Origin of the sequence: Geovibrio thiophilus (assembly GCF_004087915.1) — a bacterium.
Taxonomy (GTDB): Bacteria; Chrysiogenota; Deferribacteres; order Deferribacterales; family Geovibrionaceae; genus Geovibrio; species Geovibrio thiophilus.
In genome coordinates, this window is record NZ_CP035108.1 from 852,579 (window position 1) to 872,731 (window position 20,153).

The following is a 20,153-nucleotide window of genomic DNA, read 5'->3' on the forward strand; positions in this document are numbered from 1 at the left end:
AGAATGCGGCTTTTCAGCAAGCTTGGTACAGAAACCGCCGGAACTAAGCGGCAGTTCTGCTTCGCACGGCGGCGGTACATCCCTGTACCGCTGAAACTCGGTAAAGTATTTGTGTCATTGTTCATAGGATTTCCTCCCGAGTTTACTTTTTCTTTTTTTTGCCGCCGAAAACGAGGAAGGCGGCGAAGGCGGTGAGGGTGAGCAGTATAACAACGCCGGAAACCTTCATTATATCAAAGACATATTTTTTTCCCTGAGGGTCGTAGCTGAAGCAGAAGGAGACTATCTTTTTGACGGAGAGCCCGGGCTTTTCGTTTTCCGCCTCAACTGCTGCCATTGTGAGCTCAAAGGGGAGTATTTTTGTTCCGTAGAGATAACGTATAATTTTGCCTGTGGGAGAAACCGCGACAACAGCCACAGGGTGTGCGAAGTCGCTGTCAACCCGCTTGAACCGATAACCTGTGGAATCAAGGAAAGCCTTTATGTTTTCACGTGTTCCCGTGAGGAATATCCATCCCTCCGGTGCGATTTTGCCGTCCGCCGCTTTCATGTAGTTGCGCTTTTTATCAGCGGCTATTTCCGGCGTATCGTTTTCGTCAAAGCTGAATGAGATAACCTGATATGATTTTCCAGCCTCCATCTTTATCTGGGGGATGATGGACGAAAGGTTCGACTGGAGGAAGTTGCACACATTCGGGCAGTTGAAGTAAACAGGCGCAATGATAGTCGGTTTGTCTATCAGTTCCCGCATGGTTACGGTTCTGCCTTCGGAATCGGCAAACGGAATATCAAGCGTTATGGTTTCACCGAGTTTCTCGGTTACGCCCACATCGCCCTGTGTTTCGGGAGCAGGTTCCTTATGGACATGCTCTTCTGTTTTATTCCCGTCCTCTCCGTGACCATGCTCCGCCCCCCATGAGGGGAGGCAGAGCGCAAATACAGCTAATGCCAGTATGAGTTTTTTCATCGTCAGTTTGTGTTACAGTCCGGACATATACTGAGCGAGAGCTTTAATATCTTCCGGTGAAAGATTAGCTGCCATTCTCTGCATGGTAGCTTTCTTTTCTCCGCCGAAGGAACCGTCTTTATACCCTGTGAGCTTTTTCTCAAGGTCTGCGGCGCTCTGTCCCTTCACTGCCGTTTTTGCTCCGGCGGGAACCTTGGAGCCGTCCGCCCCGTGACACGCTTTACACTTATTGTAAAGTGCCGCGCCGTCGGACGCTGCGAATGCAAATACGAAGGTTGTTGCGATAAATGCGGATGCTAAAAGTGTTTTTCTCATTTTTCCACCTCTTATGAAAAGAAAGTACTGATTTAATTCTACACTTAAAAGGTGTGAAATCAAATAGGATTTTCAATTTTTACAGGGACTGCGGCGCTCTGATAAACATAATGAGAATCGGTTTATAACGGAATTTGTGAACTTTTCCCCTGTCGGTCGTACTTAAATGAAAACAAGGAGAGCTGTTATGAGGTTAAAGATTATTTTTGCCGTCGTTTTTACACTTACCGCAATCAGCGTATTCGCCGCGGCGCCCGCACTCCCCGGCTGTGAGACCGTATCGGTCAAAACAGGAAAAGACGCAGCAAGGGATATTGCCCGTCTGCACGGCAGGGATATTGAGTTTGAGAGCTCATATGTTGCTGAATACAAGTGCGGCGGTGACCCTGTGATTATCTGGGCTTCTTTCTCAAAAACAAAGAATGAGGCAAAAAGCCTTTTTAAGCTGATGGATGATAAAATGCCCACCAGTCAGGCATTCCGAAACCTGATGAGGATGAAGACCGACGGTTTTGATGTAGCTTATGTCACAGGAATGGGGATGGACAACTATTATTTTCCAGACGGCAAAGGGAACTACTGGCTCGCTGCGACAGGCAGGGACACCTTTTCTATTCTTAAAAAGCTCACAGGAACTCTGAAACAGAGCCGTTAAAAAGCATAACCGCGCAGCCGGTCGCCAGAAGGTCGGCCGCGCCGCCCATTGTGAGCCTTATTGATTTGTAATATTCGTTTCTTTCCTTAAGCCACTGGGTGTGGGAGTCTGTTTTAAGCAGTCCGGCGAGCTGTGCTCCGTCCGCCCTGATTATTTCAAGCCCTTCCTGACCGCATCTGTGCAGGGCAGTGGTGTCCTCCGCTGTCCGCATAAGCTCGGCAAGCCCCGCGAACCTTGCCCGACAGCAGCATCCGTTTATACCGTACTCTCTCTCCATGGCGGGGAGGGCATGCTCAAACACGGACGGCAGTCCGTTCAGACATTCACTGATTATTCCGCCTGTGCCGTATTTCCTGCGAGCGGTTTCACCGTTGGATTCGGGCAGGGCGGATATGAAGAACCCTTCTGATATTTCTTTTATCTCACTGCGGAGGTCATCCCCTCTGAGCGAGGCCAGCAGCACAAGACCGCTGAGGAAAATGTAGCCCTTGTGGGCGTTGCTTCCGCATACCCCGAGCATGCGTCTCTCTGCCTCAATGCCGATCGAACGCAGTACGGATATATCCGCACCGCTCAGTGCGGCTTCCGCAAGCTCTTTATAATACTGGGGAAGGAGAGATACGGAAAGAAGCATGCCCGCATAGGAAAGATCCTCATGGGAACCGCTGTCAAGCCTGTCCACAAGCCCGGGCTTCGGAGTGAGATCAAGCTCTGCCTTGGGGCCCGCCGTGAGGCAGTCAGAAATTTTTGTTATGAAAGCCGCTGAGGAGTTTTTCAGCGGCGCTGACAGCTTCCGCATGGGTGTGTTTCTCCGTTCTGATGCAGTCAGCGGCGCTTGCGCCGCACAGCAGACACTTTCTTCTGCCGAGTCCCGCTTCCTTCCGCCCGAATGCTGTTGTGCCGCTGTAAACATCTATGTCCAGCAGGCGGCAGAATGGGTGAAGCTCTTCCAAGCATACCCCTGCTTTTTTGGCGTCAGCGGGGTTCAGGAGCGTCTTCATGAAAACCGCTCTGCCTGCCGCATCCTGCGCTGTTTGGAGCGTTTCAGCGCTGATGAGCTTTTTAAGCTCTGTCGCCGCCCATGACACCAGCCCATCCGCCTTGGCTTTGTCTTCTCCGGGCATATTGGAGGAGATGACAATCAGGGAACCTTCACCGCTTTCAAGTCCGGTGATAAGGCTCCATCTGGCGTCCCGTGCTTCGAGGAGCTTATTCCTTAACTCTTCTGACCGTGTCAATTATGCTTCCGTCTCTGTATTCCACAAGGGCGATTATATCATCGGTAAATTCCACGGGTCTGGGCACGCCTGTTATCTGCGTTATTTCTTTGCGCAGCTCATGTATGTCCTTAACGGGAATTTTCGCCTTTATCAGCTCTTTTTTAAGGTCTTCATGCTTGCTGTTCACCGCTATGCCCCGCTCAGTGACTATTACGTCTATGTTTTCGCCGGGCGTGGTGACGGTAGTTACCTTATCGAGGATGATCGGCAGGCGTCCCCTTATGGACGGAGCCACAATGATCGCAAGCTTGGCGCCTGCCGCTGTGTCAGTGTGTCCGCCTGTGTTGTGGAGGAGATAGCCGTTTGACTCCGTGTTCACGTTTACGTTGAAATCAACGTCCACTTCCGTCGCGCCGAGGATGACCGCGTCGAGCCTGTTCACCACAGCACCGCAGTTGAAGGGGTTGGCGTAGGTGTCTGCGCTTATTTCCTGATGGCACATGTTTTTGCTGATCGATTCAACAGCTCTGAGGTCGAAGCACTGCACATCAAGAAGAGTTTCAAACAGCCCTTCCTCAAGCATGTCCACGAAATAGCCTGTGATGCCGCCGGAGCCGAAGGAACCCCTTATCTTCTCCTCAAGCATCATGCGGCGCACATTGTCCGCAACGGCGAGGGATGTTCCCCCGGCGCCGGTCTGGAATGAGAATCCGTTCTTAAGCAGTCCGGAAGCTCTGATCACTTCCGCTGCGTATTTTGCTATCATGAGCCCTATGGGGTCTTTGGTGACTCTTGTTGTTGTGGAGACTATTTTTTTCGGATCGCCCAAGCTTTCAACCTGAACCACGAAGTCAACGCAGGTCTGAGGTATGCTCACCGGACATACGGGGTAGGGGACAAGATTGTCTGTGACTGCGACGACGGTTTTTGCGTAGCGTGCGTCAACATGGGAATAACCGAGGCTTCCGCAGGCGGAAGGACCGAAGTATCCGTTCATGTTGCCGTATTCATCGCAGCAGGGAGCGCCTATGAAAGCGACATCCACGACGACTTCCCCTGTCATCATGGATCTTGCCCGTCCGCCGTGGCTGCGGACTATTATGGGGCAGTCCAGCTCACCCTTGGAGGCGGCTTCGCCCACGGGTCCGTTTACGCCGCATTCAAGGCTTGTTATCACACCCTTTTTTATGTAAGGGATGATCTCCGCATGCACGGGATGAACAGAGCTTGAGGCGATTGTTATATTGCGTATGCCCAGCGCGTCTATCTCTTTCACTACCTGATTGAGGATGTTGTCACCGTTTCTCAGGTGGTGGTGGGTTGCTATGGTCATGCCGTCCTTAAGACCGGAGGCTATTATCGCCTCACGAAGGCCGCTGAGAAGCTTTTTCTCCCCGGGGCGCACGATCTTGACCGGGCGGGCATACTCAAGCCCTCCCGGGGTGAGCAGGGCGGCGGAATTGTAGGGCGTGCGCTTTATCCCGTTGAAAACCTCGGGGACAAATCTGCCGAGACTATTTAGCGCCATAGATCACCTCGTCTGAAATTTCATAGTCTATAAGACCCAAAGACGCGGCGGTCTTCAGCACGTTTGATGAACGCTTCACTATGGGCGCGTCGATCATTTTTCCTTTGAGCGAGATAACGCCTGTTCCCATCTCCCTTGCCTTGAGGATCGCCTCTATCACTTCAAGGGCGAAGTCGATCTCCTCCTTCGTGGGAGCAAAAACCTTGTGCACTATGTCTATCTGACGGGGGTTCACCAGTGATTTCCCCGTGAAGCCCAGTTTTTTGCTTAGACGGACTTCATTCTCGAAGCTCTCCTCATCGTTAACATCAGGGAAGATTGTATCAATAGCCTGAATGCCCGCTGCCTTCGCAGCCCAGACAACACGGGTTCTGGCGTGGAAGAGCTCCTCGCCTGTCTTGCTTCTTTCTATTCCCATGCTAGCCGTGTAGTCCTCAGCGCCGAAGGCAAGGGCTATTACCCTTGAGGAGCATTTGGCTATTTTTATGCAGTTAATTACCCCCTGAGCGCTTTCGATAGAGGGGATTATTTTGAAGGTTCCGAGCTCTATTCCGAAGTTTTCCTCGCACTCTGTGAGGAAAGTATCGAGCCTTTCCACTATCTCCGGAGTGTCCGCCTTGGGCAGGCGCACTCCGTCCGGCAGGGCAGGAAGGACGGTTCTGAGATCGTCAAAGCCCCATTCCGTGTCCAGAGGGTTTATGCGGTAAAAAATCTCTTTGTTTCTCTCTTTATAATTCTCAAGAAAACTGCGCACAAGGAGCCTCGCAGCGTCTTTTTCGTTTAGGGGCACAGCGTCTTCAAGGTCTATGAAAACGCAGTCACAGTTGAATATGGGTATGTTCTGGAGCATGGACGGCATGTTGCCCGGAACATAAAGCAGTGTTCTTCTTAAGGCTGCGGCATTACTCATGTTCTTCCTCAATAAATATTGTGGCTGTTCCGCCTGTTTTGGAGTAGTGGCGTTCTATGCCTTCTGTGTGGAGTTCGGAGATCATTATCTCGCAGGAGGCGAAAACCGTTGCTGAGAAAAGGTGGCCGCCTATAACCTCACCGGATGATTTCGACATCTGAATGTGCAGGTGGCAGTCGGGTTTGCCCGAAGCATCAGGGAAGAAGTTTCCGTTCAGTCCCAGAAGCTCAAGGGGACCTTCCACCGTGTGCACTGTCATTCTCGGAACTGTTATGGGGAGCTTGGCTCCGGCTTTTATACCGCGGAACTTAACATCAGTCACCGAACCGACGGCGGAAACTATCACCGCATGGTCTATGCCGATCTCCTTCACTGCGGCGGCGAGGTTTCCAACCAGCTCCTCACCCTGCTGAATCTTGATAATGAATGTGCGCAGCAGTTTAGCCTCTTTGTACCAAACGGATTTCATGAGCTTTGCTCCTTTGCCCGGTTTATAACAGCTTCGACACGCGCGATTATGGCGTAGTCCAGAGCGCCCCTGTCCTTGATGCGGAGAATGCCGGAGGTCACGTTCATACGTTCAACAACTTCTGTGATTTTAGCTCTGATCAGGTGCTCGTACTGCTTCGCCACGGTGGAGTCTATCTCTATCACGAGTTCATCCGCCGGTTCGGCAAAAACCATCAGATCGCTTGACTGCATGGTTCCCGCCTGAGCTCTCTTGGATATTTTCATTTTCGTCCGTCCTTTATTTTGAGCTTTTGGAGAATTTATCAAATCTTTCCTTCAGCATGTCCCTGTTTTTCACAAGGTACTCATATGTCGCCTCAGGAACAAGGTTTTTCATTTCGTCGTATTTGCTGTCAAAAAGCAGCCTGCGCACCGTGGAAGCGCTGATCAGCGTTTCTCCGGAGCTTTTTCTTGTTATCTCTACAAGCTTTATGCCGTATTCGGGCATGATGCGCTTCATCGCTTCGTTGTAAAGTGAGGTGAAGTCGCATACGGGTTCTTCGCCCACGTATCTTTTTATTATATTAAATGCCGGTGCGAAATGCTGTCCGAAAATGCGCAGATCCGTTTCTATCTGCTGTTTTGTTACCTGTTCCTTGTTTTTGAGGAAATATGAGGGGAAGGTTATCCGGCTTACGGCGTAATCGCCGGAGGGGATGACGTAGACATTTTTCAAATCGGCGGTGCCGCGTCGGACAAGGTCGAGTCTGTCCTGATAGGGGACGACTGACTTATCCTCCTGCACCACGAAAACGTAAACAAAGTCCGACTCGGAGGCGGCTGTTTCGATGAGGTGTCTGTGCCCTTTCGTGAAGGGGTTGCAGTTCATTACGAGACCGGAGTTTCTGCCGTAGCGGGCGAGATTGCGCAGATTGTGCAGATAATTTTTTATGCTTTTGCCGAATTCCAGAACAGCGACCTTATCCGTTGTGCATAACAGGGTGAAGTTAAGGCTCTCAAAATGGAAGGTGTACATAGGCTTGGTGAATACGAAGAGGTGATCATAGCCTGCCTGAAATGCGTCTGTTATGAGTGCGTTTATGATTTCGGAGAATGCGCCTGTGCTCTGATATTCCTCGTTTACCGCGACCATTTTCAGAATGTTATGGTCTCTGGCGCCTGCGGCAATGAGGTGCTCGTCTTCGTAAATTCCCATGAAAACTTCATGGACAGGGTCATAATCGAGCCCTGCGTCTCTAAGCAGGGTCACTGCTTCGCGGATCTGTGCTTCGCCTGTGATATAGCTGTGCATGTCCTACCTTATGGTATTTTCCAAAATCTATATAGCATTGTTTTGTTTTCAGGGCAATGGGGCAATAATAGAATTATAGATTTTTCTTATCCAAGGTATCGGGTAAATGGATTAGGATGCTGGAAACCGCCCCGTCAAAGGGGCGGCGCTGAGTGATTATAAACTCAAAAATTAAGTCTTATTCCGCAGGAGACTGCTTCACTTCATCCGCGAAGCCTTGCTTTGCAAGGCGCAAGCGCCCACGTCCAACTGACAGGATTTGCAGTTTGAGATTATTAAGCCGACGCTACCCCTCTTTCTCTGTCACCGCGTCGGGGAAGGATGCCATGTGAGGCTTTACCGCTCTGCCCAGCCAGTCGATGACTTCTGCTATATGGGTCATGTTCGCCAGCCCTTCCTTATCATTTGCCGCGTCACCTTTGTGGAGACCGTAAACCATGTTCCAGTAAGTTGAGCCGGGGATTATCATCCTTGAGATCATGAAAAGGTGGTTTATCGTGTCCACTGTGTGCGTGGCGCCGCCGCGTCTCACTGCGGAGACCCCAGCGCCTATTTTGCCTTTAAGCGCGTTTCCGTTTGCCATGGCAACGAAGCCTGTGCGGTCGATGAGCGCCTTGGTTTCGGCGGTCACATCGGCAAAGTATGTAGGCGAGCCGATTATGACAGCGTCCGCCTTCATCATCTTGGCGAATATGGGATTAAAGGCATCATTGATGATGCAGGTTCCGTCAGCTCTTTTGAAACAGGCTCCGCAGGCTGTACAGCCTTTTATCTCTTTTCCGCCTACAGTTTCAAGCTCGGTTTCCCATCCTTTTTCCTTGAGAGTGTCAAGGACAGTGTTGAGGATAAGGGTTGTATTGCCGTTTTTGCGGGGGCTTCCGCATATTGCGAGTGCGTACATTATGAATACCGTCCTCTTTTTTAGTCTTGATGAAAGAAAATATAGGAGTAATATGTTTCTGACAAGTACTGTATTTTTATTCATGTACTTACAGAAAGTATAGCATAAGGTGCTCAATGAAAATATGTAAAACTAAGGAATTGGACGGTAAATTATACAGATGCTATTTTGAACTGACTGTAGGCGTGCTTTCCGGAAAATGGAAGGCGCTCATCCTGTACAGGCTTGCCGTTGAGCCTGTCATGCGCTTCGGCGAGATACGAAAAAGCATGCCTGAAATAACTGAAAGGATGCTCAGTAAACAGCTTCGGGAACTTGAAAACGACGGGCTTATAAGCCGTGAGGTCTATAACCAGATCCCTCCGAAGGTTGAATACCGTCTGACGGAAATCGGCTCCAAGCTGATTCCTATCCTCATGATGATGAAGGACTGGGGTGCGGAGTACGAAGAGTATCTCGGCGGACGGGGCTTTTTCTGTTCACCGGAGTATGAGCAGCCGAACACTTCTCTTCAGGATACGGCGGTGATCGAATCAGACCGCAAGCAGGGAGCATCTTAAGAATAGTTCTTGATCTTCCGAATAAATAGATCTAACCTTATTGCAGATAATAAATATCTATAATATCCGTAAAAGGTGAGGAAAAAATGCTGAATGAAACTTTTCTGAGTGTTCTCAAAAATGAGGGTGTGGTATCAATCGTGTCGTGGGGGATTGATGAACCGCACATAGTAAATACGTGGAACTCATATGTTAATGTCACTGAGGACGGCAGACTGCTGATTCCTGCGGCAGGCATGCTGAGTGTGGAGAGTGATCTTGCTGTGAACGGCAGAGTGAAGCTCACTCTGGGCAGTAAGAGTGTTCAGGGTCTTTATGCGATGGGTACGGGATTCCGTATTGACGGCACAGCGCGCTTTTTTGAAAGCGGTGCCGAATTTGATATGATGAAAGGAAAATTTCCTTTCCTTAACAGAGTTCTTGAAATAAGTGTCAGTGAACTGAAGCAGACTGTCTGACATCCGCTGATGATCGGAGCGGGCGGCTGCTCCGATTTATCTTTTTTTGCTTCTGAACCATTCCTTTGCGGCTTCCGCCTGTTCGGCGGGTATCTTTCTGCGCACTTCGTCCCGCAGCCAGCCTATAGTTTTGCTCCGAAGGTGTTTTCGCATCTGCTCTTCTGCATCAAGCATAACGGTTTTTATCAGGCAGGGGCATTTTGTATATGAATCAGGCAGGTTCTCTTTATCCAGTGTGGCTGTGTTTTGTCTGATCTCTATGCACTGGAACATATCGGAAGAACCTTCCACCGCTTCGATTACATCCCAGAAGGTTATTTTTTCCGGTGCGACGGCGAGCTCATACCCTCCGTTTACTCCGGGTGCAGCCTTTACTATCCCTGTCTTGCGCAGCTTGGTAAAAATTTTGGAGAGATAGGTCTCGGATATTCCCTGAAACACGGCAAGCTCTTTTATCCCGACAGATTTTCCGGCGGGGGCATTAAGCATTTGGAGCAGAGAGTGCAGAGCGTATTCCACACCTTTTGAAAACTGCAAGCATCCCTCCTTGGGTATTGTTTTATATAATTTAGTATAAAATCATCACTCTTAAAACAAAAAAACGGCGCCCGCTTAAACGGACGCCGCCTTAAAATCTATTTCACCAGCAATATTAATTACATAGCGTCGATAATCGCGTTGAAGGCGGCGCTGGCGCGCATCTCTTTCACAGCTTTCTCAAATACGGGTCTGTAGTAGCCGCCTATGTCTGCGGGTCTGCCTTCTGCCGAGTTGAGTTCAGCAACTATTTTTGCTTCGTTTTCGGCAAGAGCTTTGGCAACGGGAGCAAACTTGGCTGCTGTATCCTTGCATTTTGTCTGTTCAGCGAGAGCCTGTGCCCAGTAGAGAGCGAGGTAGAAGTGGCTGCCTCTGTTGTCGAGCTCTTTTACCTTGCGGGAGGGAGACTTGCCGTTTTCAAGCACTTTGCCAACAGCCTGATCAAGGGTTTCAGCGAGGAGAGTTGCCGTATCATCGTTGAAGACTGTCGCCATATGCTCAAGTGAGGCGACAAGGGCGCAGAATTCGCCGAGGGAGTCCCATCTCAGGTGACCTTCTTTAAGGAACTGCTCAACGTGCTTGGGCGCTGAACCGCCTGCGCCTGTCTCAAAAAGACCGCCGCCGTTCATAAGGGGAACGATGGAGAGCATTTTCGCTGACGTGCCGAGTTCAAGTATGGGGAAAAGGTCTGTGAGGTAATCCCTGAGAACGTTGCCTGTTACGGAGATTGTATCAAGCCCTTTTCTTATTCTTTCAACAGAGAAGTTTATAGCTTCAACAGGAGTCATGATGCGTATGTCAAGCCCTGTTGTGTCGTGGTCTTTAAGGTATTTTTTAACTTTTTCGATGATCTGAGCATCGTGCCCTCTTGCGGGGTCAAGCCAGAAAACAGCGGGTGCGCCGCTTGCTTTTGCTCTTGAAACAGCGAGCTTTACCCAGTCCTGAATGGGGGCGTCTTTCGCTTGGCACATCCTGAAGATGTCACCGGATTCAACCTTCTGCTCCATGAGAACTTTTCCGTCTGCGTCAACAACACGGACTGTGCCTTCCGCTTCGACTATGAAGGTTTTATCGTGTGAGCCGTATTCCTCAGCTTTCTGAGCCATAAGACCTACGTTTGAAACGCTGCCCATTGTTGCGGGGTTGAACTGACCGTTTTTCTGGCAGTCCTCTATGATAGCCTGATACATGGTTGCGTAGCATCTGTCGGGAACCATGGCTATTGTGTCATGGAGTTTGTTGTCGGGTCCCCACATCTGACCGCCGTCACGCACAACAACGGGCATGGAGGCATCGACTATCACGTCGTTGGGAACATGGAGGTTGGTTATTCCTTTGTCGGAGTCCACCATGGCGAGTTCGGGGTTGGTTTTGTAAACAGCCATTATATCGGCTTCGATCTCAGCCTTTTTGTCGGCGGGGAGTTTGTTTATTTTGACGTAAACATCGCCGAGACCGTTGCTTGTGTTAACGCCGATCTCCTTGAAGGTTGCGCCGTGCTTGGCGAATACGTCTTTGTAGTAAACCTGAACAGCGTGTCCGAACATAACGGGGTCGGAGACCTTCATCATTGTTGCTTTGAGGTGGAGAGAGAGGAGCACGCCTTCTTTTTTGGCGGCTTCTATCTGCTCAGCGTAGAACTTGCGGAGAGAAGCGACATTCATCACTGATGTGTCTATAACTTCGCCTGCGAGAAGAGCTGTTTTTTCTTTAAGGACTTTTGTGCTGCCGTCCTTGCCGACGAATTCTATTTTAACATTTGTCGCAGCGGGAACAGTGACTGATTTCTCGCTGCCGTAAAAGTCGCCGCTGGACATGAAGGCAACACGGGTTTTGGAACCGGCAGCCCAAGGCTTCATCATTCTGTGAGGGTGTTTTTTAGCATGTTCCTTAACAGCCGCTGCCGCTCTCCTGTCGGAGTTGCCTTCACGGAGAACGGGGTTAACGGCGCTGCCGAGAACTTTCGCGAATCTCGTTCTGAGCTCTTTTTCCGCGTCGGTTTTGGGATCTTCGGGGTAATCGGGTATCTTGTATCCTTTCTCCTGAAGCTCAGCAATCGCTTCCTGAAGCTGGGGGATAGATGCGCTGATGTTGGGAAGTTTGATAATGTTTGCTTCGGGCTTGAGGGAGAGTTCGCCGAGCTGAGTAAGGAAATCGGGGATTCTCTGCTCTTCTGTGAGATAGTCGGGAAAGTTTGCTATGATGCGTCCTGAAAGCGAAATATCTCTGGTTTCAACGGAAATGCCCGTGCCTTTTGTGAAAGCCTGAACAACGGGGAGCAGCGAATAGGTCGCCAGTGCGGGTGCTTCGTCAATCTCGGTCCAGATAATGGTTTTGTTAGACATATTCTCTCCTTGATGGTAATATTTTGCTATCTCAATGACCGCTGTTTCATCCTGCGGTTCAATTATTATAACGGTATTTTTTATTCTCAACTGTATACTGTATACAGTTATAATAAAGCGTGCCGATTGTCAATCAATATTAGCTTCCGCAATGTTATAACATCATTTATTTTTGAAAATGCCTGTGCTGTCAGGTGCGGCTGGTGCGCTTTTGCTCATTATAAAACATATATCGACAGAAAATGAGCTTCTGTTCTTTATTTATCACGCCGGCAGCACTAAAGATCACGGTTTTTCTGCCGATAATAAATATCATCAGAAAGCTTTCAGGAATATTCTATGTATATCAAAATGTCCGAAACAAATTTGTGGCAGGCTGGCAGCGCTCCGCAGGTGAAACCGGCGGGTGTAAAGGCCGATGAGGTCGGACAGAAAGCCGCGGAAGGGGATACTGTGCAGTTTTCCGGCTTGGCGAAAAGGATGGCGAAGGAGATTCAGAAGATTTCCGAAGTTGCCCTGAACGGGATACGCAGCGGGGAGGAGGCTGAGCACCCCAATGCTGACGCCGCCGAGCAGATTATTGAACGCATGACTGAGCTTGGCAAGACCGTCCGTAAGCCTGACAGTCTGGAAGAGCTTGATGATTTTCGCTGGGGAATGCTTGTGAACACAGGGCGTGCCTTGGGTGTCACGGATACTGATATTCTGGCGGAGATCAACAGCGAGGATGTGGATCTTTACTTTCTGGCACGTGACCGCAGCATGACCGATGGTGAATTCTGGAGCGAATATTTTACAAAGAATGAAGACGGTTCCGTCTCCCGCAATGAGGAATTCAGGGCGGAGCTTACAGCAAACCACCCGTTTGCGGAAATGCTTAAGGGATATTCCTTAGATTTATCTAATGCTTCGTCTCAGGCATTAACTTATGTGAATCAGCCGGATTCTGCTCCTAGAAAGCTTTCAGATATAAAACCGGAGGCTCTTATGAATCTCACGAGGGCGTTGAATGAAGATTCTGTGGATTCTTATTTGTATTCCGCCGTTTCTTTATATAGTTCTGCTGATGCGAATGCGGAACTTACAGATGAACTCATGGCGGAGCGTTATAAAGACAAGATTGCAGATTATATGATGCTATATAATGAGTCATTCGAGAAAAATATAAATGATTTCGGAAGCCTGTTCCATAAATCGGTTAATATTTTGGCCTGAGAAATGAGACTGCTTCCGTAAGAGCAGGACAGGGGATAATTTTTGCGAAAGACTATGCGTCCTCCCTCCAGACCACAGTCCGGTTGCGTCCTTCGTTCTTTGCTTTATAAAGCGCGTCGTCCGCTCTTTTAAGCGCATCGTCCAGTGTATCCTCCTGAGAGGGGACGGCGGAGTACACTCCGGCGCTGATTGTCAGTGTCGTCCGCATGTTCTCCATCTCTATGACCTTTTTCTCCATTTCCCTGCGTATGTTTTCTATGCGGGTTGTCAGAGTGTCTTCGCCTGTGTTGGTGATGAATACCGCAAACTCCTCGCCGCCGAAGCGTGAGCAGGCGTCTGTCTGCCTCTGGAAGTGGCGTATGAGAGTATTTGCCATTTCCTGAAGACCTTTATCACCGAACAGATGCCCGAAAGTGTCGTTGACCTTTTTGAAGTGGTCTATGTCTATAATGGCAACGGAAAAGCGTATGCCGCTTCTCTGGCATATATTGAACGCCTGCTGGCTGCTGACCGCGAAGAATCTTCTATTGTAGAGTCCGGTAAGACTGTCCTTGTCGCTGAGCTCCTGAAGGCGGATATTGGCTGCGTGCAGTTCCTTGTTCAGCTTCTTAAGCTTGTGCGACCAGTAGGCTATCACTGCGGCGAGAAATGCGAACACTCCCATGATCTTCCAGAACAGACGGTAGTCAAATCCCTGATCATAGCGGATGCTCATCCATTTTCCGGTAATGGCGTTTTTGTCTTCCTCACTTATGGAGTCCACAAGCTTCTGGAATATACGCACCAGAAGGGGTTCGTCGTTTCTGGCGGCGATTCCCAGCTCCCAGTCCTGATTAAGCCTGCCCGATATTTTGATGTCAACTATCTTCTGCTGCTTTATCTGGTAGCCTATGCCCGCCATGGTTCCGATAGCGCCGTAGACTTCGCCTTTTTGAAGGAGAGCTATGCTTTCCGTATCGCTGTCCAGCTCCACAAGCTTTATCTTGGGATATTTGTTACGGAGAATTTCGTTTATGGAGTAACCCTTCACGGTTGCGAAGCTTTTGTCCAGCACGTCCTCAATATTGTCTATGAACGGATCATTGATCGAAGTCGCTATCACTGTGGGAATTATTATGTAAGGTGTTGTAAAGCTGAAATACTTCAGCCTTTCCGGTGTGCGCATGGCGAGGGAGAGTATGTCGCACTCTCTGTTCTCCGCCATTTTCAGCGATTCCGCCCAAGTGTCCGTGGGTGCGAGATGAATCTGGATACCGGAGTTCTTCTGCATGAGTTTTATAAAGTCCGCTGCCATACCGGAGTGCACCTTGCCGTCCTCAATTTTTTCAAAGGGCATCCAGTCGGGGTCAACGCACATGCGGATGATTTTTTTATTTTTCAGGTATTCCTTCTCCTCATCAGTGAAGGAGAGGGTGGGTTTTCTCATTTCATTAAGCTGCGGCACAAGCCACTGGTTCTCAAGGAGTATTCTCTCCTCCTGACTCACGCTGAGGAGGGCTTTTGTAACGATGGAATGGAGCTCGGGCAGGGCGGGGCTGATTCCGAAGCGGAGGTCTTCCACTGTTTTTCCGTCAGGGTTGAACTCTCCTCCGATTGTTACATTCAGCAGGGCATATTTTTTGATCATGCTGCTGCCTGAGTTCAGAGAGGTTATGACGGCGTCAAGCCTGCCGAAAGAGAGATCCTTCAGCATTTCATCCCTTGAAGAGTATTCCTGAAGGTTCCTCAACTTGTTTTTATCTATTAAATCTTTGAAAAATATATCTTTTGTTATTCCGACAGTTTTTCCCCTGAGTGACTGCACACCTGTGTATTTGCCGAAGTCGTCTCTTACAAAAACATAGCTGGGGATGCGGGCGTATTCATCGGTGAAAAGCGTGTAAGGCTTTCTTTCCGCTGTGAGCGATATATCGGCGATCATGTCCGTGGTTTCGTTTCTGAAATCGCTGAGAATTGCCGACCAAGGCTTGATATTATATGTAAAGTCAAGTCCGGTGCGGCGGCTGATTATTTTCAGGAGCGAGTCGGTGTAGCCCATAATTTCATCATTTGACGCAAAGCTGAAAGGATAAAAATCGGGCAGCATTCCCACAGATACAGACGGACGGGAGCGTATGAAGGCTTCCTCCGCAGGGGTAAGTTCGATGCTTTCCGCCGCGCTGAAAACCTGTCCGTTATATATAGACCAGAGTTTTTCAAGCTCCTCCTTCCGCGGTTCCGGCAATGCGCTGATCGATTTGTTTATGACTCCCGCCAGAAGCGGATTATTTTTGAGCACGCCGATCCGCAGATCCTCTTCCTTCAGACCGTCTACTTTGAGGTTTCCCACTGATATTATATTGGAGAAAGTGTTTTCCCTTGCTATAAACCTGCCTCCCAGCTCGCTGACGAACACTGCGTCTATCCAGCCGAAGGCTAGGGATTTTATCATATCGACGTTATTGTTGAACTCCGTGAGGCTCAGGTTATGACCGCGGAGTGTGCCGGCGTAGAAAATGTCCTTTATGTAGCCGACTTTGCGCCCTTTGAGGCTTGTTATGTTATCTGCGGTTCTGATGCCGGAATCGCTGCGGACAAAAACCACCGTTCTGCGGATGTGGTAAGGATCGCTGAATATGATGAACTTTTCCCGTTCGGGCGTGTAGGAAATTTCATTGATAGCGTCCAGCTCACCGTTGAGAAAGGCGTGGTAAATGTTTGTCCAGTTCCCCATTTTATAGTGAATCTTAAGACCGCTGACCTCCTGAATCATGTTCATGAAGTCGATTGAATAGCCCTTGATGTTTCCGTTTCTGAAATAAGTGTAGGGTTCGTTGCTGTCAACAACGCCCACGGTGATAACTTTCTTAGCGTTAATATATGCCTGTTCTTCCTCTGTAAACAGTTCGCCGGATGCGTAAACGGGCACCGACAGCAATAAAAGCAGAAAGACGATCGCGAGTTTGTATAGTGCGCGGCTCATTGTATAAGGCTTCTCCGGGATGTCTTCCATTACGTAACGGTCAGATAAGAACATTTGTTTTATGATATTTTAATACGTATAAAACAATTAATCAAAGATTTTAAGAAAAGTTTTCGTTTTTGCTGAAATTAAATAAAAAAACGCGCGCACCAATTTGATGCACGCGCTCTTTGCTTCTGCCTTGCGGGGCTTACTCAGCGTTTATTTCGTAGGTTGTTACGGTTCCGCTTGTTTCATTGCAGACAACAAGCAGGGCTTTCCCGCTTGGGCTGTCTTTTTTGGAAATGTAAATCAGCCCTTCGGGCGCGAGGTCGCCTTCGGCTTCAAAGTTGTCTTCGTCAATATCGCCGGTTGCTATATAGTTTCTGTTCTGAACATAAGTAAGGTGACGGGGCGCTGTGGGGTTTGTGACTTCATACGCCATTATGCCGCCGGCGCGCTCAAGCCCTATGAAGGCTATGGTTTTACCGCCGATCACGGCGATTTCGGCTCCTTCGGGCTCGGGACCTTTCTTGTTTGAGCGTGAGTCCAGACTGTTGTTTGTGCTGGATGCGTTGAAAACGGTTGTTCCGTCCTCCGCCGCAAGCGCTATGAGGCGTGTTTCAAAATCATCGCCGCTGTCGAAAACCTGCTCAAGGTTTTCATCCCATATGGAGAAGGAACGAGCGCCGTAGGTGTAAAGCTTGGTATATTCACCGTTTTCTATGCCGTCAACGGAGGATACCTCAAGTCTTCTGTACCAGTCGTCATCCGCGAATGCCGTGAGCTGGTCTGCTGTGAAAGCCGTTGCGCTCAGGGGGTAGGGCAGATCTCTTATCTGGCTTGTTTCCGGTTCGTCTTCGGGGTACCAGTCATCTCTGGAATCACCTTCGTTCGCCGTTACAAGATATGTTTTCCCGTCTATTTCGTAAGCCGATACGGAGTCAGGCATATACATGCCGAAAACGGGAAGAGTGGCTGTTTCAGCATTGTCGTCACGGCTTCTGGCATCCATTCCGTTTCCTTCGACCGAGTGGTCTTTGAAGCCGAGTCCTTTAACGAACTCAACCTCGCCTTTTGCTATGTTTATCTTAGCCATGGCGTTGTTTTCCTGAAGGGTTACGTAGGCATATTTTGAATCTTTGCTTACCGCTATATATTCGGGTTCCGCATCCTTTGCGAATGTTGTGCCCGCTTTTATTCTTACGGGGATTGAGCCCTGAATGTCTGACTCGGTGAATCCCACACGTTCTTCTGCTGCGTTTGCTATGCCGCCGGATATATTGATGATTGAAACCGTGCCGTCGGGGTCAATTGTGTAGCCTTCGTTAGGTTCACCTTCATTTGCAGTGAGAACATATTTTCCGTCCGGAGTGAAGGTGATCATATCGGGAAGGGAGCCGACTCTCACAGTGTTCAGAACCTCACCGGACACATTCATGAAAACCACCCGTCCGCTGCCTGTCTTATTGCCTGCCTGAACTGCTGCTGCCACAACACCGTTGTAGACGTCTATGCTGTTGACTTCTCCGTCACCTTCCGCAACATCTATGGAGTCGATTTTAACCGGAGCCGAAGGGTCGGAAAAGTCGATTATTTCAACCAGACCCGCGTTAGCGTTTACAAAAAAGAGTCTTTTGCTTGCGGGATCAAAGGTTGCGATTTCCGCAGCAGATTCATCATAGATTCCTGTTGAATAGCTGCTGATTCTTGTCAGTGTCAGCCCGAAACCTTCTGCAAGCTGCTCTTCCGGCTCTTCTTCCGCCGGAGGAGTTGTGGTTTTGCTGTCTGAACTGCCTGAGCATGAGGCAATTGTCAGTGAAAATAACAAAACAGTGAGTATGTGGTGCATTGCTTCCTCCTGAAAAAATAATTGATAAATCTTTTCATTTGGATGTGAGCAATTTGTTACGCAAAATACAAATAACAGGCAGAGCTCTCTACAGTAACATTAGTAACATTTTCTTAACGTTTATTTACAATTATTATCCATAAAAGCCTTGACAGTATGACTGCTCAGTCGTAATTTGACTGCTTAGTCATTATCTGACTAAATGGTCACAAAGGAGACCTGATGAACCTTAAAAAAAGAAAAGAAGTTTTGGACAACCTTTTTAAAGATAGGATTGTCAAAACTGTTATAGAACTGATTAAGGAAAACGCCGGAATCACCATGGACGAGGTGGCTAAAAGATCCGGTGTTTCCAAGGGCTCGCTTTATAATTACTTCGAGAACAAGGAGAGCCTTATGGAATATGTACATGCGGAGATGGTATCTCCCATAACAAAGGGAATAGAGGGAATATTTAAAAGCGGTAAGAAACCGTCTGAAATGCTTTTGGATCTTTTCGAGAGTTTTTTCGATGTCAGCGATGAGGTATGCCTGTATTTCGGCTTTCTGGATTCGCACCGCACAGTTGAGGAGGATGCAAAGGAGACTCACTATCTGCTGATAGAGCCTCTGGCAGTTATTTTCAGAGCAGGTATTGAGACAGGAGAGTTCGTAGATGTAGATCCGTATATTCTTGCGAACACGTTCGCAGGAATGGTCATAGGCACATTCGGTTCCTACGGGTTCAGAAATGCGGAGAAAACCGACTTTCAGAACGCGAAAGAGGAAATGTTGAAGCTGATAAAACGGCTGATAATCACATAGGAAGGGATATTGTATGAATTCAAAGTTATTGGTTTTCGCAGGTTTAGCTGCTGCGGTTGTTATTGGTTTGGTTATATGGAAAAGCGGAAGCAGCGCTACCGCAGCCCAGCCGCAGGGCGGGGGGGAAAGACCGCCCGCAGAGGTCACTGTTTATACGGTGAAGACGGAGTCGGTTATCTTTACAAAAGAACTGCCCGGACGCACCTCAGCAGTGAGAGTGGCGGAGATACGCCCGCAGGTTTCGGGAATCATAATTAAAAGACTTTTTAAAGAGGGCGGCAGTGTAAGTGCCGGACAGCAGCTTTATCAGATAGACTCCGCTCCTTTTCAGGCGGCTTATGACAGCGCTCAGGCGGAGCTGATGAGGGCTGAGGCGAGTCTCCAGTCCGCAGCTCCCAAAGCTGAGAGATACACCGAGCTTGTAAAAGTGGGCGGTGTCAGCTCACAGGAGTATGATGACGCTGTTACCGCTCTGGCGCAGGCAAAGGCATCGGTTGCGGCAGCCAAGGCGGCTGTTGCCACAGCAAAAATTAATCTCGATTACACCAAGGTTTTTTCCCCTATATCCGGGCATATCGGCAAATCGTCCGTGACGGAGGGCGCTCTTGTTACGGCTAATCAGGCAAACGCCCTTGCGAGGGTTCAGCAGCTTGACAGCATATATGTCGACGTAAGTCAGTCAGCGGAGGCAGTAATGAAGCTCCGCCGGATGGTTACGGAGGATGGAACACTGGGCTCAAGCGCAGAGGTTGAGCTTCTCATAGGCAACAAGCCATACGGACATAAAGGTGTCATGCAGTTCTCGGATGTTACTGTGGATGAGACGACAGGAATGGTTCAGCTCCGTGTTCTTTTCCCCAACCCCGAAAGGGAGCTTCTTCCCGGGCTTTTTGTTAAGGCAAGTGTCGGGCAGGCGAAGGACGATGCCGCTATTCTCATTCCTCAGCAGGCTGCGGTGAGAAACGCCGACGGCAGCGTGATAGTTTGGGCGGTTGACGCTGAAAACACAGTTAACCCCCGTCCTGTTCAGGTTTCAGACGCTTTGGGCAATAAATGGCTTGTCAGCTCCGGTCTTCAGTCCGGCGACAGAGTTGTTGTTGAAGGTCTTCAGAAAATAGCCCCCGGCGCAAAAGTAAACCCGGTTGAACAGAAAGCCGAATAGGCGCAAAACATCAGGATGATA

The 20,153-nt window shown here is 49.1% G+C and carries 20 protein-coding genes; 6 read left to right on the forward strand and 14 right to left on the reverse strand.

What is annotated here, in order from left to right; genetic code table 11:
• Positions 1–142 precede the first annotated feature (142 nt).
• Together EP073_RS04010 and EP073_RS04015 are read right to left on the reverse strand one after the other, a co-directional pair.
• The gene (locus tag EP073_RS04010; RefSeq protein WP_128465886.1) at positions 143–967 is read right to left on the reverse strand and encodes an SCO family protein; all 825 of its coding nucleotides are present in this window, start codon (positions 965–967) and stop codon (positions 143–145) included.
• Positions 968–979: 12 nt separating this feature from the next.
• Entirely contained in the window at positions 980–1,282 is a 303-nt protein-coding gene (locus EP073_RS04015; RefSeq protein ID WP_128465887.1) for a c-type cytochrome, read from the reverse strand.
• 187 nt (positions 1,283–1,469) lie between these two features.
• On the opposite strand from EP073_RS04015, the gene EP073_RS04020 reads away from it, so the two are divergent.
• Positions 1,470–1,937: a hypothetical protein gene (locus EP073_RS04020; protein WP_128465888.1), complete on the forward strand. Its 468-nt coding sequence runs from the start codon at positions 1,470–1,472 to the stop codon at positions 1,935–1,937.
• Here the strand turns inward: EP073_RS04020 and EP073_RS04025 are convergent.
• The 8 genes from EP073_RS04025 to EP073_RS04060 all read right to left on the reverse strand — a co-directional run bounded on the left by EP073_RS04025 (position 1,909) and on the right by EP073_RS04060 (position 8,258).
• The gene (locus EP073_RS04025; RefSeq protein WP_128465889.1) at positions 1,909–2,736 is read right to left on the reverse strand and encodes a triphosphoribosyl-dephospho-CoA synthase; all 828 of its coding nucleotides are present in this window, start codon (positions 2,734–2,736) and stop codon (positions 1,909–1,911) included. The genes EP073_RS04020 and EP073_RS04025 overlap by 29 nt on opposite strands.
• Positions 2,675–3,175 (reverse strand): citrate lyase holo-[acyl-carrier protein] synthase, encoded by a 501-nt coding sequence (locus EP073_RS04030; RefSeq protein WP_128465890.1) that lies wholly within the window; start codon positions 3,173–3,175, stop codon positions 2,675–2,677. The genes EP073_RS04025 and EP073_RS04030 overlap by 62 nt, the downstream gene beginning before the upstream one ends.
• Positions 3,147–4,685: a citrate lyase subunit alpha gene (gene citF / locus EP073_RS04035; RefSeq protein WP_128465891.1), complete on the reverse strand. Its 1,539-nt coding sequence runs from the start codon at positions 4,683–4,685 to the stop codon at positions 3,147–3,149. Before citF ends, EP073_RS04030 begins: the two co-directional genes overlap by 29 nt.
• Positions 4,672–5,595: an HpcH/HpaI aldolase/citrate lyase family protein gene (locus EP073_RS04040; RefSeq protein WP_128465892.1), complete on the reverse strand. Its 924-nt coding sequence runs from the start codon at positions 5,593–5,595 to the stop codon at positions 4,672–4,674. The genes citF and EP073_RS04040 overlap by 14 nt, the downstream gene beginning before the upstream one ends.
• Positions 5,588–6,064: a PPC domain-containing DNA-binding protein gene (locus tag EP073_RS04045; protein ID WP_128465893.1), complete on the reverse strand. Its 477-nt coding sequence runs from the start codon at positions 6,062–6,064 to the stop codon at positions 5,588–5,590. Before EP073_RS04045 ends, EP073_RS04040 begins: the two co-directional genes overlap by 8 nt.
• Complete coding sequence (gene citD, locus EP073_RS04050; RefSeq protein ID WP_128465894.1) at positions 6,061–6,330, reverse strand: citrate lyase acyl carrier protein; 270 nt, start codon at positions 6,328–6,330, stop codon at positions 6,061–6,063. The genes EP073_RS04045 and citD overlap by 4 nt, the downstream gene beginning before the upstream one ends.
• Positions 6,331–6,343: 13 nt before the next feature.
• On the reverse strand, positions 6,344–7,357 hold the full coding sequence (citC, locus tag EP073_RS04055) for a [citrate (pro-3S)-lyase] ligase (RefSeq protein WP_128465895.1): 1,014 nt from the start codon (positions 7,355–7,357) through the stop codon (positions 6,344–6,346).
• A gap of 286 nt (positions 7,358–7,643) precedes the next feature.
• Positions 7,644–8,258: a flavodoxin family protein gene (locus tag EP073_RS04060; protein ID WP_128465896.1), complete on the reverse strand. Its 615-nt coding sequence runs from the start codon at positions 8,256–8,258 to the stop codon at positions 7,644–7,646.
• A gap of 116 nt (positions 8,259–8,374) precedes the next feature.
• Here EP073_RS04060 and EP073_RS04065 point away from each other — a divergent pair, with 116 nt between their 5' ends.
• Positions 8,375–8,818, forward strand: coding sequence for a winged helix-turn-helix transcriptional regulator (locus EP073_RS04065; RefSeq protein WP_128465897.1), 444 nt, complete (start codon positions 8,375–8,377; stop codon positions 8,816–8,818).
• An 86-nt stretch (positions 8,819–8,904) separates the two neighbouring features.
• A complete protein-coding gene (locus EP073_RS04070) occupies positions 8,905–9,276 on the forward strand; it encodes a pyridoxamine 5'-phosphate oxidase family protein (RefSeq protein WP_128465898.1) in 372 nt (123 codons plus the stop codon).
• Positions 9,277–9,312: 36 nt separating this feature from the next.
• Here the strand turns inward: EP073_RS04070 and EP073_RS04075 are convergent, their stop codons facing one another.
• Positions 9,313–9,813: an RrF2 family transcriptional regulator gene (locus EP073_RS04075; protein ID WP_128465899.1), complete on the reverse strand. Its 501-nt coding sequence runs from the start codon at positions 9,811–9,813 to the stop codon at positions 9,313–9,315.
• A 119-nt stretch (positions 9,814–9,932) separates the two neighbouring features.
• Complete coding sequence (locus EP073_RS04080) at positions 9,933–12,158, reverse strand: NADP-dependent isocitrate dehydrogenase (RefSeq protein ID WP_128465900.1); 2,226 nt, start codon at positions 12,156–12,158, stop codon at positions 9,933–9,935.
• A gap of 339 nt (positions 12,159–12,497) precedes the next feature.
• On the opposite strand from EP073_RS04080, the gene EP073_RS04085 reads away from it, so the two are divergent.
• Positions 12,498–13,373 (forward strand): hypothetical protein, encoded by an 876-nt coding sequence (locus EP073_RS04085; RefSeq protein ID WP_128465901.1) that lies wholly within the window; start codon positions 12,498–12,500, stop codon positions 13,371–13,373.
• 52 nt (positions 13,374–13,425) lie between these two features.
• Here the strand turns inward: EP073_RS04085 and EP073_RS04090 are convergent, their stop codons facing one another.
• Together EP073_RS04090 and EP073_RS04095 are read right to left on the reverse strand one after the other, a co-directional pair.
• Complete coding sequence (locus EP073_RS04090) at positions 13,426–16,335, reverse strand: transporter substrate-binding domain-containing diguanylate cyclase (RefSeq protein WP_164885265.1); 2,910 nt, start codon at positions 16,333–16,335, stop codon at positions 13,426–13,428.
• Positions 16,336–16,525: 190 nt separating this feature from the next.
• Positions 16,526–18,166, reverse strand: coding sequence for a choice-of-anchor I family protein (locus EP073_RS04095; RefSeq protein WP_128465903.1), 1,641 nt, complete (start codon positions 18,164–18,166; stop codon positions 16,526–16,528).
• A 222-nt stretch (positions 18,167–18,388) separates the two neighbouring features.
• Here EP073_RS04095 and EP073_RS04100 point away from each other — a divergent pair, with 222 nt between their 5' ends.
• Together EP073_RS04100 and EP073_RS04105 are read left to right on the forward strand one after the other, a co-directional pair.
• Positions 18,389–18,970, forward strand: a complete 582-nt coding sequence (locus tag EP073_RS04100; protein ID WP_128465904.1) for a TetR/AcrR family transcriptional regulator — start codon at positions 18,389–18,391, stop codon at positions 18,968–18,970.
• 13 nt (positions 18,971–18,983) lie between these two features.
• Positions 18,984–20,132, forward strand: a complete 1,149-nt coding sequence (locus EP073_RS04105; RefSeq protein ID WP_128465905.1) for an efflux RND transporter periplasmic adaptor subunit — start codon at positions 18,984–18,986, stop codon at positions 20,130–20,132.
• Positions 20,133–20,153 lie beyond the last annotated feature (21 nt).

Bases quoted from the DNA above. Each gene is read 5' to 3' on its own strand.
- EP073_RS04010 (WP_128465886.1), bottom strand. From the start codon at position 967: ATGAAAAAACTCATACTGGCATTAGCTGTATTTGCGCTCTGCCTCCCC.
- EP073_RS04015 (WP_128465887.1), bottom strand. From the start codon at position 1,282: ATGAGAAAAACACTTTTAGCATCCGCATTTATCGCAACAACCTTCGTA.
- EP073_RS04020 (WP_128465888.1), top strand. From the start codon at position 1,470: ATGAGGTTAAAGATTATTTTTGCCGTCGTTTTTACACTTACCGCAATC.
- EP073_RS04025 (WP_128465889.1), bottom strand. From the start codon at position 2,736: ATGCGGAAGCTGTCAGCGCCGCTGAAAAACTCCTCAGCGGCTTTCATA.
- citF (WP_128465891.1), bottom strand. From the start codon at position 4,685: ATGGCGCTAAATAGTCTCGGCAGATTTGTCCCCGAGGTTTTCAACGGG.
- EP073_RS04040 (WP_128465892.1), bottom strand. From the start codon at position 5,595: ATGAGTAATGCCGCAGCCTTAAGAAGAACACTGCTTTATGTTCCGGGC.
- EP073_RS04045 (WP_128465893.1), bottom strand. From the start codon at position 6,064: ATGAAATCCGTTTGGTACAAAGAGGCTAAACTGCTGCGCACATTCATT.
- citD (WP_128465894.1), bottom strand. From the start codon at position 6,330: ATGAAAATATCCAAGAGAGCTCAGGCGGGAACCATGCAGTCAAGCGAT.
- citC (WP_128465895.1), bottom strand. From the start codon at position 7,357: ATGCACAGCTATATCACAGGCGAAGCACAGATCCGCGAAGCAGTGACC.
- EP073_RS04060 (WP_128465896.1), bottom strand. From the start codon at position 8,258: ATGTACGCACTCGCAATATGCGGAAGCCCCCGCAAAAACGGCAATACA.
- EP073_RS04065 (WP_128465897.1), top strand. From the start codon at position 8,375: ATGAAAATATGTAAAACTAAGGAATTGGACGGTAAATTATACAGATGC.
- EP073_RS04070 (WP_128465898.1), top strand. From the start codon at position 8,905: ATGCTGAATGAAACTTTTCTGAGTGTTCTCAAAAATGAGGGTGTGGTA.
- EP073_RS04080 (WP_128465900.1), bottom strand. From the start codon at position 12,158: ATGTCTAACAAAACCATTATCTGGACCGAGATTGACGAAGCACCCGCA.
- EP073_RS04085 (WP_128465901.1), top strand. From the start codon at position 12,498: ATGTATATCAAAATGTCCGAAACAAATTTGTGGCAGGCTGGCAGCGCT.
- EP073_RS04090 (WP_164885265.1), bottom strand. From the start codon at position 16,335: ATGAGCCGCGCACTATACAAACTCGCGATCGTCTTTCTGCTTTTATTG.
- EP073_RS04095 (WP_128465903.1), bottom strand. From the start codon at position 18,166: ATGCACCACATACTCACTGTTTTGTTATTTTCACTGACAATTGCCTCA.
- EP073_RS04100 (WP_128465904.1), top strand. From the start codon at position 18,389: ATGAACCTTAAAAAAAGAAAAGAAGTTTTGGACAACCTTTTTAAAGAT.
- EP073_RS04105 (WP_128465905.1), top strand. From the start codon at position 18,984: ATGAATTCAAAGTTATTGGTTTTCGCAGGTTTAGCTGCTGCGGTTGTT.